Raw genomic sequence first — 14,836 nt, 5'->3', positions numbered from 1 at the left:
TTGAGGAGCCGCTGTCAATAGCGGTCTGCGCGCATTTGACGGGCGCGTGACGCGGTGTTGCCTATGTGATACCTGCCGCGACGCGAGAGGACACAATCTTGGCCCATTCTGACACCCCGACCTCGCTGGAATCGCGCGCGTGCGGCCCCCTGGCCGGCACGGTCCGCGTTCCCGGCGACAAATCGATTTCCCACCGCGCCCTGATCCTGGGGGCGCTTTCGGTCGGCGAAACCCGCATTTCCGGCCTCCTGGAGGGCGAGGACGTCCTCAATACCGCCAAATCCATGCGCGCGCTCGGCGCCAAAGTGGAGCGGACGGCGCCGTTTACCTGGTCGGTGTCCGGCGTCGGGGTCGGCGGCTTCGCCCAGCCTGCCGCGCCGCTCGATTTCGGCAACTCCGGCACCGGCTGCCGGCTGGTGATGGGCGCGGTGGCCGGTTGCCCGATCGCCGCCATTTTCGACGGCGACGCCTCGCTGCGCTCGCGGCCGATGCGCCGCATCCTCGACCCGCTGGAGCTGATGGGCGCCCGAACCAGCGACATAAGGGAGGGCGGCCGGCTGCCGCTCACCCTGCACGGCGCCCGCTATCCGGTGCCGATCGTCTACAAGACGCCGGTCGCCTCGGCCCAGATCAAGTCCGCGGTGTTGCTGGCGGGGCTCTCCGCGCCCGGCATCACGACGGTGATCGAGCAGGAGGCAAGCCGCGACCACACCGAGCTAATGCTGAAGCATTTCGGCGCCGAGATATCCTCCGAGCAGGAAGGCAGCCACGGCAGGCGAATCTCGCTGCACGGCGAGCCCGAGCTGCACGGCGCCAACGTCGTGGTGCCCGCCGATCCGTCCTCCGCGTCATTCCCGATCGTGGCCGCACTGATCGTCGAAGGGTCCGATGTCGTGTTCTCAGACGTGATGACCAATCCGCTGCGCACCGGCCTGTTCACCACGCTGCGCGAGATGGGCGCCTCGATCGAGGAGAGCGATGTGCGCGGCGATGCCGGCGAGCCGATGGCGCAGCTGCGTGTGCGCGCCTCGAAGCTGAAGGGTGTCGAAGTGCCGCCGGAGCGCGCGCCGTCGATGATCGACGAGTATCTGGTGCTGGCGGTCGCGGCCGCCTTCGCCGAGGGCACCACGATCATGCGCGGCCTGCAGGAGCTGCGCGTCAAGGAATCCGACCGCCTTGAAGCCACCGCCGACATGCTGCGGGTCAACGGCGTCAAGGTCGAGGTCTCCGGCGACGATCTGATCGTCGAGGGCCGCGGCCATGTTCCAGGCGGCGGCCTCGTTGCCACGCATATGGATCACCGCATCGCGATGTCGGCGCTGGTGATGGGCTGCGCCTCCGATCGGCCGGTGAAAATCGACGATACCGCCTTCATCGCCACCAGTTTTCCGGATTTCATCCCGATGATGCGCGCGCTCGGAGCTGATTTCGCATGATCATCGCCATCGACGGACCCGCCGCCTCGGGCAAGGGCACGCTCGGCAAGCGGCTCGCCCACCACTACGGCTATCGTCATCTCGACACCGGCGTGATCTACCGTGCGGTGGCCTATGCGATGATTCAAGCTGGTGCCGAGCTCAGCAACGAGGTGCTGGCCGTGGCCGCGGCGCTCGAGCTCGACCCCGAAAAGTTCGGCAATCCGATCCTGAAGACCCAGAAGGTCGGCGATGCCGCCTCCGTGGTGTCGGCGATTCCGCAGGTTCGCGAGGTGCTGGTGAATTTTCAGCGCCAGTTCGCCGCCGATCCGCCCGGTGCGGTGCTGGACGGACGTGACATCGGCACCGTGATCTGCCCCGATGCCGACGTGAAGATCTTCGTGGTCGCCGACCCCCGCGTGCGAGCACGGCGGCGCACGCTGGAGGCGCGCGCCCGCGGCGAGGACGCCGACGAAGAGGCGGTGCTCGCCGACATCCTCAAGCGCGACGAGCGGGACAAGAACCGGGCGATTGCACCCTTGCGGCCGGCTCCGGACGCCCACACGCTGGACAATTCAAATCTGGACATCGAGGCCGGCGTCCGTGCCGCCATCGCCATCGTCGAGGCCGCGCGCGCCAGGCGCTAGAATCGCGGGCCGTCGCGTCGCTTTCGGCCCGAAAACCCAGCAAAATGGGGCATTTCCTGCTTGCCGAAAGTCGCATGCAGGGCTATATCAGCGCCGTTCGGAGCAGCATCGACGATGTCGAGGCCGTGTCTGAGCGGGCCGGCGATGGGTTTGAACTATTCCTCAAACGAAACCAACGCCGCATCTGGAGGAACGCCCGCTCCCAGGTCTTGCAGTCGATATTTTCGTTTCAGGCTCCGGATCAATCATACGTACCGAACGTGCAGTCTTGCTGCCGGCCCGCTGTTGCACCTCCTGCAATGAGCGGTCGTCAGGGTTTGCGGAACCCCGACACTTCACGCACGGTGCGCCCATCAACCCGAACGGCCGGCGAGATCCCGCATCTGGAGAACAAATGGTTTCGAATTCTGCGTCTTCCTATACTCCCACCCGCGATGACTTCGCGGCGATGCTTGATGAGTCCTTTGCCGGCGGCAATTTGCAGGAAAGCTCGGTCATCAAGGGCAAGGTGGTTGCAATTGAGAAGGACATGGCCGTCATCGACGTCGGCCTGAAGACCGAAGGTCGCGTTGCGCTGCGCGAATTCGCCGGCCCCGGCCGTGAAAGCGATCTCAAGGTCGGTGACGAAGTCGAGGTGTTCCTCGACCGTATCGAGAATGCGCTCGGCGAAGCCGTGCTGTCGCGCGACAAGGCGCGCCGCGAGGAAAGCTGGGGCAAGCTCGAGAAGGCGTTCCAGAACAACGAAAAGGTCAACGGCGTCATCTTCAACCAGGTCAAGGGCGGCTTCACGGTCGACCTCGACGGTGCGGTGGCCTTCCTGCCGCGCTCGCAGGTCGACATTCGTCCGATCCGCGACGTTGCGCCGCTGATGAACAATTCGCAGCCGTTCCAGATCCTCAAGATGGACCGCCGCCGCGGCAACATCGTGGTGTCGCGCCGCACGGTTCTCGAAGAGACCCGCGCCGAGCAGCGCCAGGAGCTGGTGCAGAACCTCGAAGAGGGTCAGGTGATCGACGGCGTGGTCAAGAACATCACCGATTACGGTGCGTTCGTTGATCTCGGCGGCATCGACGGCCTGCTGCACGTGACCGATATCGCCTGGCGCCGCGTCAACCACCCGACCGAGGTGCTGACCATCGGCCAGACCGTGAAGGTCAAGATCATCAAGATCAACCACGAGACGCACCGCATCTCGCTCGGCATGAAGCAGCTCTTGGATGATCCGTGGCAGGGCATCGAAGGCAAGTACCCGCTGGGTGCCCGCTTCACCGGCCGCGTCACCAACATCACCGACTACGGCGCGTTCGTCGAGCTCGAGCCGGGCATCGAAGGCCTGATCCACGTCTCCGAGATGTCGTGGACCAAGAAGAACATGCACCCCGGCAAGATCGTTTCGACCTCGCAGGAAGTCGAAGTGCAGGTGCTGGAAGTGGATTCGGTCAAGCGCCGGATCTCGCTCGGTCTCAAGCAGACCATGCGCAATCCCTGGGAAGTCTTCGTCGAGAAGTTCCCGGTCGGTTCGGTGGTCGAGGGCGAGGTCAAGAACAAGACCGAGTTCGGTCTGTTCCTGGGTCTCGAGGGCGATGTCGACGGCATGGTCCACCTCTCCGACCTCGACTGGAAGCTTCCGGGCGAGCAGGTCATCGACAACTTCAAGAAGGGCGACATGGTCAAGGCCGTGGTGCTCGATGTCGATGTCGAGAAGGAGCGCATCTCGCTCGGCGTCAAGCAGCTCGAAGGCGACCCCTTCGCCGAGCCGGGCGACGTCAAGAAGGGCGCGGTCGTGACCTGCGAAGTGCTCGAAGTGAAGGAGAGCGGCATCGAGGTCCGGATTTCGGGCACCGAGTTCACCACCTTCATCAAGCGGTCCGAGCTGGCCCGCGACCGCAACGACCAGCGCGCCGAGCGCTTCGCCGTCGGCGAGAAAGTCGATGCCCGCGTCATCCAGTTCGACAAGAAGGCCCGCAAGGTGCAGGTCTCGATCAAGGCGCTGGAAGTCGCCGAAGAGAAGGAAGCCATCGCGCAGTACGGCTCCTCCGATTCGGGTGCGACGCTTGGCGATATCCTCGGCACCGCGCTGAAGAACCGCGGCACCGACAAGTAAGCGTTCGCGCGATTTGAGGCGAACAATCGGGGCCCCGGCGCAAGCCGGGGCCCTTTGCTTTGGGGCATCCGTGGCCCGGATGAAGCGAAGCGAAATCCGGGACTTTCTATCCGTGCTGCTGAAGCCTCCCGGATTACGCTTCGCTTCATCCGGGCTACGGATTTGTCTTCCCCTTCCCCCTGAAAGGGGGAAGGACGGGATGGGGGTCAGCCACAGGCGATGCTGCTCATGGAGAGAGCTGATCCCCACCCGCTTTGCTCTGGCGAGCAAAGCGACCTCCCCTTTTCAAGGGGAGGTTAGGGCGCGGCTGGGATGAAGCGCACGTGCACCCGGGCTACGAGTGCCTCCGAATACCGGGCCTTGTTTTCTTCATATTGCGTCGCAATTGATGTATTTGGCTAAGCTGATAGTGACGCTGCGACTGCAAAACGCGCGGATTGCGCGCTGACCATTTCTGGAGAGATCGGATGTCGCTGGATTCAGACGTGATCGTCGATCGTCGCCGCATCAGGCGCAAACTGACGTTCTGGCGCGTCGCCGCCGCGGTCATTGCGATCGCGGCCATCGTCGGTGTGGGCGTGATCGCCGCCGGCGGGCGCGGCACCTTTTCGACATCGAACACGATCGCGCGGGTCAATATCGATGGACTGATCCGCAGCGACCAGGATCGCGTCGAGGCGCTGGAGCGGCTCGGCAAGTCGAGCTATGCGGCTGTTGTCGTGCACATCAATTCGCCCGGCGGCACCACTGCGGGCTCCGAGCAGCTTTACGACTCGCTGATGCAGCTGAAGGCGAAGAAGCCGCTTGTCGTCGTGGTCGAGGGATTGGCCGCCTCGGGCGGCTACATCACGGCGATCGCCTCCGATCATATCGTCGCCCAGCAGACCTCGCTGGTCGGCTCGATCGGCGTTCTCTTCCAGTATCCGAACGTTTCGGAATTGCTCAAGACTGTCGGCGTGAAGATGGAGGAGATCAAATCTTCCCCGCTGAAGGCCGCGCCCAACGGCTTCGAGCCGACCAGCCCGGAGGCCCGCGCCGCGATCGACGGTCTCGTCAAGGACTCCTATGCATGGTTCCGTGGATTGGTGAAGCAACGGCGCGGCATGGACGATGACCTGCTGGAGAAGGTCGCGGACGGTCGCGTCTTCACCGGCCGGCAGGCGGTCGATCTCAAGCTGGTCGATCAGCTGGGGGACGAGAAGACCGCGATCGCCTGGCTGGTTGCCGAGAAGAAGGTCAAAAGCGACCTGCCGGTGCGCAATTACAAGCTTAATCCGCGGTTCGGCGACCTGACCTTCCTGCGCACGGCGGCGTCCGTGACGCTCGATGCGTTCGGTCTTGGCGCGATCGCGCGGCGGATCGAGCAGGGCGGCGTGGCCGAGGCGGTCGACCGGTTCGGGCTTGACGGCATGCTGGCGCTGTGGAGCCCGGCTGGAACCAACTGATCGGCTGCCAAAGGCGTGCTCGTCAGGCTATTCCCGCTTTGCGGGAATCGCCGCATGCCCCAATTGGGCTATTTGTCACGTGATTTCACGACGCCCTAAATCGATTTAGCGTCTTGACAGTGCACGGCATTTTCACGGAAATGGGTTTCCGCAAGAGCCCGGATCCCATTTTCGATGATCAAATCCGAACTTGTTCAGCGTATCGCCGAGCACAACCCGCACCTCTATCAGCGGGATGTCGAGAACATTGTGAATGCGATTCTCGATGAAATCGTCGCAGCGCTGGCACGTGGCGACCGTGTCGAGTTGCGCGGTTTTGGCGCATTCTCGGTGAAGCACCGCCCGGCGCGCGCCGGCCGCAATCCACGCACCGGCGAGCATGTGCCGGTCGACCAGAAGAGCGTGCCGTTCTTCAAGACCGGCAAGGAAATGCGCGAGCGCCTCAACCGCGACGTGACCGAGGCGGGCGCCGCCAAGGTCGATGCGCCCAAGGCTGATGCTTAAGGCCGACGCCTAAGGCGCGACGTCAGGCGTTGCCGTGCTGCGGGCGATATGCCCGCATTTGCTCCATCGCTGCGAGAGATGGTCATGCGAAAGTTCTTCACGGCAGTGGTCGTCGTTCCGCTCGGTCTGATCTTCATCATTTTTGCAGTCGCTAACCGTCACTGGGTGACGGTGTCGTTTGATCCCTTCAATTCGGTGACCCCGACGGTTGCGGTCACGCTGCCGTTGTTCGTCGTCATCATCGCCTCCGCGATCCTGGGCGTGATCGCGGGCGGCATCGGAACCTGGTTCAAGCAAGGGCGCTGGCGCCGCGCGGCCCGGCAGCGCGAGGCTGACGCCCGCCATGTCCGCGCCGAGCTCGCCGACCTCAAGGCCGCCGCCTCCCGGGACGACGCGCAGCGCCGTTCGGCCCCGGCGCAACTCGGCTTTTACGGGGCCGCCGGGCGAGACAAGCAGGGCGCGACGTTGTAGAACCCGCCCCACCGGACCAGGGTTCACCCCGGTTCCGGTCGCCCGACAACCCGTTTTGAGACCCGTTTCGAGACCATGCCCCTGCTCGTCAAAATCTGCGGCCTGTCCACGCGCGAGACGCTCGACGTCGCGCTTGAAGGCGGTGCCGATATGGTGGGGTTCGTATTCTTTCCGCCGTCGCCGCGTCACATCAGCCTCGAGACCGCGCGCGAGCTTGGCAGCCGCGCCAAGGGCCGCGCCGTCAAGGTCGCCCTCACCGTCGATGCCGACGATGCGATCCTGGAAAACATCGTCGAGACGCTGCGGCCGGATATCCTGCAATTGCATGGCAAGGAGACCACGGCGCGGCTGCGCGACATCAAGGCGAAGTTCGGCCTGCCGCTGATGAAGGCGCTGCCGGTCGAGACGTCGGCCGACCTTGCGCCGCTGCCGGGTTATGCCGGTGTCGCCGATCGCATCCTGTTCGATGCCCGCGCGCCGAAGGATGCCACGCGGCCGGGTGGCCTCGGCGCGCCCTTCGATTGGCACGTGCTGGAAAATCTCGATCTTGCGCTGCCCTACATGGTCTCCGGCGGGCTCAACGCCGACAACGTCACTGAAGCCGTCCGCGTCACGCGCGCCGGCGGCGTCGATGTCTCGTCGGGCGTCGAGCGCACGCCCGGTGTCAAGGATCCCGAATTGATCCGCGCCTTCATCCGCGCCGCGCGCGCAACCCAAGAACTGATGGTTCGATGAATCCAAATCTGCCCAATTCCTTCCGCAGCGGTCCCGACGAGCGCGGGCATTTCGGCATTTTCGGCGGACGCTTCGTTGCGGAAACGCTGATGCCGCTGATCCTCGATCTCGAAAAAGCCTATGCCGACGCCAAGGCCGATCCGGCGTTCCAGGCCGAGATGAATGTCTATCTGAAGGATTATGTCGGCCGGCCCTCGCCGCTCTATTTCGCCGAGCGGCTCACCGAGCATCTCGGCGGCGCCAAGATCTATCTGAAGCGCGAGGAGCTCAACCACACCGGTTCGCACAAGGTCAACAATGTGCTCGGCCAGATCATGGTCGCGCGCCGCATGGGCAAGAAGCGCATCATCGCCGAGACCGGCGCCGGCCAGCATGGCGTGGCGACGGCGACGCTGTGCGCGCGGTTCGGGCTCGAATGCGTGGTCTATATGGGCGCGGTCGACGTCGAGCGGCAGCAGCCGAACGTGATCCGCATGGAGATGCTGGGCGCCAAGGTCGTCCCGGTGCAGTCGGGCGCGCGCACGCTGAAGGACGCGATGAACGACGCGCTGCGCGATTGGGTCACCAACGTGCACAACACCTTCTATTGCATCGGCACGGTGGCGGGTCCGCACCCCTATCCGATGATGGTGCGCGACTTCCAGTCGATCATCGGCCACGAGACACGCAAGCAGATGCAGGAGGCCGAGGGCCGCCTGCCGGATTCGCTGATCGCCTGCATCGGCGGCGGCTCCAATGCGATGGGCCTGTTCCATCCGTTCCTCGACGATCCCTTGATCGAGATTTTCGGCGTCGAGGCTGCCGGTCACGGACTGACGCAGCTGCATGCCGCTTCGCTCGCCGGCGGCCGTCCCGGCGTGCTGCATGGCAACCGCACCTATCTTTTGATGGACGCCGACGGCCAGATCGAGGAAGCGCATTCGATCTCGGCGGGCCTCGATTATCCCGGCATCGGCCCGGAGCACGCCTGGCTGCACGAGACCGGCCGCGTGAAGTATCTCTCGGCGACCGATGAGGAGGCGCTGGCCGCATTCCAGCTGCTGTCGCGGCTCGAGGGCATCATCCCCGCGCTGGAATCAGCGCACGCCATCGCGAAACTGTCCGAGCTCGCACCGCAGCGGCCGAAGGATCACCTGATGGTGGTCAACCTCTCGGGTCGCGGCGACAAGGACGTGCCGCAGGTCGGCGACATCTTGAAGGCGAGGAAGAAGTGACCACCCGTATCGACGCACGTTTCGCCGAGCTGAAGCAGCAGGGCCGCTCCGCTTTCGTCACCTTCGTGATGGCCGGCGATCCCGACGCCAAGACCTCGCTCGACATACTGAAAGCGCTGCCGAAGGCCGGCGCCGACGTTATCGAGATCGGCATGCCCTTCACCGACCCGATGGCCGATGGCCCCTCGATCCAGGCCGCCGGACTGCGCGCGCTCAAGGGCGGCATGACGCTGCGCAAGACGCTGGCGATGGTCCGCGACTTCCGCAAGGAGGACAACGCCACGCCGATCGTGCTGATGGGCTACTATAATCCGATCTACATCTACGGCGTCGACAGCTTCCTGGCCGACGCCAAGACCGCCGGCGTCGACGGCCTGATCATCGTCGACCTGCCGCCGGAGGAAGATACCGAGCTCTGCATCCCCGCGATGAAGGCCGGGCTGAACTTCATCCGGCTGGCGACGCCGACCACCGACGACAAGCGGCTGCCGGCGGTGCTCGCCAACACCTCGGGCTTTGTCTATTACGTCTCGATCACCGGCATCACCGGCGCCGCGACGGCCGATTCGAAGGTGGTCGCGGAGGCCGTGGCCCGCATCAAGCGGCACACCAAGCTGCCGGTCTGCGTCGGCTTCGGCATCCGCACCCCGGAGACGGCGCGCGCGATCGCCGAGAACGCCAACGGCGCGGTGGTCGGCACCGCAATCGTCGATGTGGTGCGTGCCAACCTCGATGCCGAGGGCCGTGCGACGCCGAAGACCGTGAGCGCGGTGGCGGACTTGGTGTCGGCGCTGGCGCAGGGGGTCCGGGGCGCCAAGCAGGCCGCGGAATAAGCCACATTTTGCGGCAACAAGGCCGCCGATGGCGGCTTGCCGGGCTCGCCCGGCCCGCCATATATCCAGCTGGTGCGGAACCGATCCGCATTTCGGAGCGAACCATGAATTGGCTCACCAACGTCGTCCGGCCGAAGATCCGCAACATCCTGCGGCGCGAGACGCCGGAAAACCTCTGGATCAAGTGCCCGGATTCCGGGCAGCTCGTGTTCTACAAGGACGTCGAGGCCAACCAGTTCGTGATCCCCGGCTCGAACTACCACATGCGCATGGGCGCGGTGGCGCGGCTGAAGTCGATCTTCGACAACGAGACCTGGTTCGACGTCGCGCTGCCCGAGGTGACGGCGGATCCGCTGAAATTCCGCGACGAGCGCAAATATGTCGACCGTATCAAGGACGCCCGCACCAAGACCGGGCTGAACGACGCGATCAAGGTCGGCTACGGCAAGTTAGAAGGTGCCGGCGTCGTGGTCGCCGTGCAGGATTTCGATTTCATGGGCGGCTCGCTCGGCATGGCCGCCGGTGAAGCCATGGTGCGCGGGCTCGAACTCGCGGTCGAGAAGAAGTCGCCCTTCATCGTGTTCGCCGCATCCGGCGGCGCGCGGATGCAGGAAGGCATCTTGTCGCTGATGCAGATGCCGCGCACCACCGTCGGCGTGCAGATGCTGCGCGAGGCGCGCCAGCCCTACATCGTGGTGCTGACCAATCCGACCACCGGCGGTGTCACCGCGTCCTATGCGATGCTCGGCGACATCCAGATCGCCGAGCCCGGTGCGCTGATCGGCTTTGCCGGCGCGCGCGTGATCGAGCAGACCATCCGCGAGAAGCTGCCGGACGGCTTTCAGCGCGCCGAATATCTGCGCGAGCACGGCATGGTCGACATGGTGGTGCACCGCCACGAGATGAAGGCCACGCTGGCGCGGCTGTGCCGCCTGCTGACCAAGGCGCCGGCGCTTGAATCCGCATCGAAGCCCAAGGCCGCGGTCACCGAGCCGGCCCAGATCGTCACGGCGCCTGAGACGGTGCCGGCCGCGCCGCACGCGTGACCGCAAGCGCCGCCTCACCGCAAGCCTCGTTCGAGGCGTTGATCGCGCGGATATCGGCGCTGCATCCCAAGCGCATCGATCTCAGCCTCGATCGCATGCGCGGCCTGATGGAGCGGCTCGATCATCCCGAGCGCAAGCTGCCGCCGGTGATCCATGTCGCCGGCACCAACGGCAAGGGCTCGACCATCGCCTATCTGCGCGCGGTTCTCGAAGCCGCCGGCCTGCGCGTGCACGTCTTCACCTCGCCCTATCTGGTGCGGATCAACGAATGCTATCGGCTGGGCGCCGTCGGCGGCGGCAAGCTCGTCGGTGACGATGAGCTGCGCGAGACGTTCGAGCACTGCGAACGCGTCAACGCCGATAGTCCCATCACCATCTTCGAGATGGAAACGGCGGTGGCGTTCTGCCTGTTCGCCAAGCATCCGGCCGACGTCGCATTGCTCGAGGTCGGGCTCGGCGGCCGGCTCGATTCGACCAATGTGGTCGAGGCGCCGCTCGCCTCGGTGATCACGCCGGTCAGCATGGACCACATGGAATTCCTCGGCGACAATCTGACGGCAATCGCCGGCGAGAAGGCTGCGATCATCAAGCGCAAGGTGCCGGTGGTGTGTGCCGAGCAGGCGCCGGATGCGATGGCCGTGATCGAGGCGCAGGCGAACCGCATGCGCGCGCCGCTGCATGCGGCCGGCCAGCAATGGCATGTCGGCGTCGAGCGCGGCCGGCTGGTCTATCAGGACGAGCGCGGCTTGCTGGATCTCGCCGCGCCGAAACTGTTCGGCCGGCACCAGTTCGACAATGCGGGCCTTGCGATCGCGACGCTGCGCGCGATCGACGCATTCAAGCTCAACATCGCGGCCTTTGAAGCCGGCATCGTCAATGCGGAATGGCCGGCGCGAATGCAGCGGCTGGTTTCCGGCGCGCTGGTTGGCCAGGGGCCGCAGGGCTCCGAGGTCTGGCTCGACGGCGGACACAATGCCGAGGGCGGCCGCGTCGCGGCCGCGGCGCTCGGCGATCTCGAGGAGCGCGTGTCGCGGCCGCTGGTCGTGATCGTTGGGATGATGGCCAACAAGGATGCCAACGCATTCCTCGCCAATTTCGCCGGGCTGACTCGCCACATCATCGCGGTCCCGGTTCCCGGCCGCGACAACGGCATGGCGCCGGACAGACTGGCTGACGCCGCGCGAGCGCTCGGCATGCGGGTCGAGATCGCTGATGGCGTCGCCGCCGCGCTGCAACGGCTTGCGGTGCTGGCCTATGAGGTGCCGCCGCGGATCCTGATCACGGGCTCGCTGTATCTGGCCGGTCCCGTGCTTGCGGCCAACGGCACGCCTCCTGCATGATGGTCGCGTTGTAGCCCGGATGGAGCGAAGCGAAATCCGGGACGGCTCGATCTGCGGAAGCAGGCTCCCGGATTTCGCTTCGCTCCATCCGGGCTACTGGATGCCGCGCTTGAGGACAGGACAATACAATGCGTTTTGCTGCGATCGCCGACATCCACGGCAACCATCTCGCGCTCGAAGCCGTGCTGTCGGACATCCGCGCGCAGGGAATTTCCGACATCGTCGACCTCGGCGACATGGTGAGCGGGCCGCTCGACGCCCGGCCCACCATCGATATGCTGATGGCGCTCGATGCGGTCCATCTGCTCGGCAATCATGACCGCTACCTGATCGACCGTCCGCACGAGAAAATGGGCTCTTGGGAGCGGCTGACCTATACCCAGCTCGAGCCGCGGCATCTCGACTGGCTGCGCACGCTGCCGGCGAATTCGATCTATCGCGACGAGGTTTTCCTCTGTCATGCAACGCCCCAGGATGACGAGACCTACTGGCTCGAGACGGTGCTGCCGGGCGGCGAAGTCTGCATGTCCTCGCTGGAAGCGATCGAGGCGAGAGCGGCCGGCGTGCCGCAATCGCTGATCCTCTGCGCCCACACGCACACTGCGCGCGCCGTGCGGCTTCGCGACGGCCGGCTGATCGTCAATCCCGGCAGCGTCGGCTCGCCCGGCTATCGCGCCGGCAAACCGCATCCGCATGTCGTGGAGGCCGGTTCGCCCGATGCGCGCTACGCGATCCTCGAGCAGGTCGATGGTGGCTGGGACGTAACCTTCCGCCACATCCCGTACGACCACGCGGCAATGGCGGCGCTGGCGCGCCAGCACGGCCAGGCCGTACTCGCCTCGGCGCTGGCGACGGGGTGGATACGGTAATCGGTAGTTCGTAGCCCGGATGGAGCGAAGCGAAATCCGGGACGGCTCGATCCGAGGCGCACAGGTCCCGGATTGCGCTTCGCTCCATCCGGGCTACATGGCGGACCCGCGAGCTAATGGATATGCGCCTCATCCGAGACGCCGACATGCTCGCGATAGACCATCTCCCAGCCCTTCCAGCCGGTGAACAGCAGGATCAGGACCACGATGAACGATAGCGCAAGACCGGTCGGCACGATGGCGGATGTGCCGTGCTCGAAGCGCGAATACCAGTTGTACAGCTCGATCAATACCGCGATGACGTTGCCGCCGGCGTGCTGCCATGCATCGGAAAGATTGCGGACCTGATCGTCTCCGAGGAGATCGATCACGCCGGCGATGGCGGCGAGCGCGGCCATGATCAAGCCGATGCCAAGCAGCCAGAGCGAGGCGCTGGCCCAGAAGTCAGTGCCCGTCTTCCAGAAAGCGAGATCGGCAACGAAGGTCAAAACAAAGCATACGACTGGAAACGGAATAAGCATCGGATGGATAGGATGTCCCGCGACCTGCGCGGTTGATCTGGGGTTCGACATGGGTCCCTCCTGAGGGCCATTTGATCCCTCAACATGGACTGCCTGTCCGGGTTCCTATTCGCTGCACCGCAACGGCAGTGCCGTTATCCCCTCAACAGCTTCATCGGGTCGGCCGCCTTCTGCTTCAGTTGCTCGAACGAGCATTGCTTCGGCGCCTTGTCCGGACGCCAGCGCAGGATCGAGGTGCCGTGGCGGAAACGATCGCCACTGAAATGGTCGTAGCAGACCTCGATCACGAGCTTCGGCTTCAGCGGACACCATTGCGCCGAGCGCTCGGTCGACCACCGGCTCGGGCCGCCCGGCGCATTCCCGGTAAAGCCGGGCTTTGCAATCAACGGCTCGAGACGGTCGATCAGCGCCAGCTTCTCCTGCTGCCTGATCGCGGAGGTGAAGCCGACATGATGCAACAAGCCGTCGTCGTCATAGAGGCCGAGCAGCAGCGAGCCGACCACTTGGCGGCCGCCGGTCCTGTTGGTGGCGTAGCGAAAGCCGCCGACCACACAGTCGGCGCTCCTGAACCTTTTGATCTTCTGCATGCCGTCGCGATTGCCGGCCTGATAGGGCAGGTCCAGGCGCTTGGCGATTACGCCGTCGAAGCCGCCGCCGGATCGCGCCAGCCATTTCCTGGCAAGCGCGTAGCTCGTCGTCGCGGGAGATAGCCGAAAGCTGGAATTGGATTTCAATTGCGACTTGGCGAACGCCTCGAGCTGCGGTCGTCGTTTGCTCAAGGGCTGGCCGGAAAGCTTCTTCATGGTTGGCGCGGCCAAGAGATCGAACGTCAGAAACAAGGCGGGCGTTTCCTGTGCGAGCCGCGTCACCCGGCTGGCGGCAGGATGGATGCGCTGCAGGAGATCGTCGAATGAGAATGTCCGGCCGTGCGGCACCACGATCTCGCCGTCGAGCACGAATGACGTTGCCTTCACGCTCAGCGCCGCGGCGACCAGCTCCGGGAAATAGCGGCCGAGATCTTCGCCGGATTTCGAGCGCAGGTCGACTTTGCGGCCTTCGCGTTTCAGCAGGCAGCGGAAGCCGTCCCACTTGGGTTCGTACTGCCACTCCTTCCCGCGCGGGATGGCATCGACCGAGCGCGCCTCCATCGCAACGAGCGGCGTGGACCTGGAAGCGGGCTTTTGACGCGGGGAGGGCAAGTGCCGGGACCTTCAAACGCAACACACACGGTCCCAACGCAAACGGCCGGCGAATCCGCCGGCCGTGCACGAATTTATTAATCAGAAGAAGCAGGATCAGACCGCAGCGGTGATCCACTGCTGCAGCTTGGCCTTCGGCGCGGCGCCGACCTGGCGGGACGCCATCTCGCCGCCCTTGAAGATCATCAGGGTCGGGATCGACATCACGCCATACTTCGATGCGGTCTTCGGGCTCTCGTCGACGTTGAGCTTCACGATCTTGACCTTGTCGCCCATCGCGCCGGAAATCTCATCGAGAGCGGGCGCGATCATGCGGCAGGGGCCGCACCACTCGGCCCAGAAGTCGACGACCACCGGCCCGGTCGCCTTGAGCACTTCGGCTTCGAAATCGGCGTCAGAAACCTTGCCAACGGCCATGTGAGTACCTCGTTCGGTTGAGACAAAAGGGCGCGGTTGGGAATCGCGCCCGGGAGCATGGATCAAACCTATGAAC

15 protein-coding genes are annotated in these 14,836 nt (G+C 64.9%); 12 read left to right on the top strand and 3 right to left on the bottom strand.

Annotated features, from left to right (window positions below; translation table 11 throughout):
• Positions 1–98: 98 nt before the first annotated feature.
• From aroA to ACVW1B_RS34650, 12 genes are all read left to right on the top strand, one after another.
• Entirely contained in the window at positions 99–1,436 is a 1,338-nt protein-coding gene (gene aroA / locus ACVW1B_RS34705) for a 3-phosphoshikimate 1-carboxyvinyltransferase (RefSeq protein ID WP_253588355.1), read from the top strand.
• The gene (cmk, locus tag ACVW1B_RS34700; protein ID WP_057020410.1) at positions 1,433–2,062 is read left to right on the top strand and encodes a (d)CMP kinase; all 630 of its coding nucleotides are present in this window, start codon (positions 1,433–1,435) and stop codon (positions 2,060–2,062) included. Before aroA ends, cmk begins: the two co-directional genes overlap by 4 nt.
• Positions 2,063–2,456: 394 nt before the next feature.
• Complete coding sequence (gene rpsA, locus ACVW1B_RS34695) at positions 2,457–4,166, top strand: 30S ribosomal protein S1 (RefSeq protein WP_028337539.1); 1,710 nt, start codon at positions 2,457–2,459, stop codon at positions 4,164–4,166.
• A gap of 467 nt (positions 4,167–4,633) precedes the next feature.
• A complete protein-coding gene (sppA, locus tag ACVW1B_RS34690; protein WP_168856666.1) occupies positions 4,634–5,611 on the top strand; it encodes a signal peptide peptidase SppA in 978 nt (325 codons plus the stop codon).
• Positions 5,612–5,785: 174 nt separating this feature from the next.
• A complete protein-coding gene (locus tag ACVW1B_RS34685; protein ID WP_016847379.1) occupies positions 5,786–6,115 on the top strand; it encodes an integration host factor subunit beta in 330 nt (109 codons plus the stop codon).
• Positions 6,116–6,199: 84 nt separating this feature from the next.
• The gene (locus ACVW1B_RS34680) at positions 6,200–6,586 is read left to right on the top strand and encodes a lipopolysaccharide assembly protein LapA domain-containing protein (RefSeq protein WP_253605800.1); all 387 of its coding nucleotides are present in this window, start codon (positions 6,200–6,202) and stop codon (positions 6,584–6,586) included.
• A gap of 75 nt (positions 6,587–6,661) precedes the next feature.
• Positions 6,662–7,321: a phosphoribosylanthranilate isomerase gene (locus ACVW1B_RS34675; protein WP_253605801.1), complete on the top strand. Its 660-nt coding sequence runs from the start codon at positions 6,662–6,664 to the stop codon at positions 7,319–7,321.
• Complete coding sequence (gene trpB / locus ACVW1B_RS34670) at positions 7,318–8,535, top strand: tryptophan synthase subunit beta (RefSeq protein ID WP_057020413.1); 1,218 nt, start codon at positions 7,318–7,320, stop codon at positions 8,533–8,535. The genes ACVW1B_RS34675 and trpB overlap by 4 nt, the downstream gene beginning before the upstream one ends.
• The gene (trpA, locus tag ACVW1B_RS34665; protein WP_253605802.1) at positions 8,532–9,368 is read left to right on the top strand and encodes a tryptophan synthase subunit alpha; all 837 of its coding nucleotides are present in this window, start codon (positions 8,532–8,534) and stop codon (positions 9,366–9,368) included. The genes trpB and trpA overlap by 4 nt, the downstream gene beginning before the upstream one ends.
• Before the next feature lie 104 nt (positions 9,369–9,472).
• On the top strand, positions 9,473–10,414 hold the full coding sequence (gene accD, locus ACVW1B_RS34660) for an acetyl-CoA carboxylase, carboxyltransferase subunit beta (protein WP_057020415.1): 942 nt from the start codon (positions 9,473–9,475) through the stop codon (positions 10,412–10,414).
• 95 nt (positions 10,415–10,509) lie between these two features.
• On the top strand, positions 10,510–11,754 hold the full coding sequence (locus tag ACVW1B_RS34655) for a bifunctional folylpolyglutamate synthase/dihydrofolate synthase (RefSeq protein WP_256558884.1): 1,245 nt from the start codon (positions 10,510–10,512) through the stop codon (positions 11,752–11,754).
• A 128-nt stretch (positions 11,755–11,882) separates the two neighbouring features.
• Positions 11,883–12,623, top strand: coding sequence for a metallophosphoesterase family protein (locus ACVW1B_RS34650; RefSeq protein WP_253605805.1), 741 nt, complete (start codon positions 11,883–11,885; stop codon positions 12,621–12,623).
• A gap of 113 nt (positions 12,624–12,736) precedes the next feature.
• Here ACVW1B_RS34650 and ACVW1B_RS34645 read toward each other — a convergent pair whose 3' ends face one another.
• From ACVW1B_RS34645 to trxA, 3 genes are all read right to left on the bottom strand, one after another.
• Entirely contained in the window at positions 12,737–13,195 is a 459-nt protein-coding gene (locus ACVW1B_RS34645; RefSeq protein ID WP_253605807.1) for a DUF2231 domain-containing protein, read from the bottom strand.
• An 83-nt stretch (positions 13,196–13,278) separates the two neighbouring features.
• Entirely contained in the window at positions 13,279–14,343 is a 1,065-nt protein-coding gene (locus ACVW1B_RS34640; protein ID WP_256558610.1) for an ATP-dependent DNA ligase, read from the bottom strand.
• 96 nt (positions 14,344–14,439) lie between these two features.
• Positions 14,440–14,760, bottom strand: a complete 321-nt coding sequence (trxA, locus tag ACVW1B_RS34635; protein ID WP_016847387.1) for a thioredoxin — start codon at positions 14,758–14,760, stop codon at positions 14,440–14,442.
• Positions 14,761–14,836: the final 76 nt, after the last annotated feature.

The organism is Bradyrhizobium sp. USDA 4502 (assembly GCF_054063355.1).
This window is presented reverse-complemented; position numbering and strand designations above follow the sequence as displayed.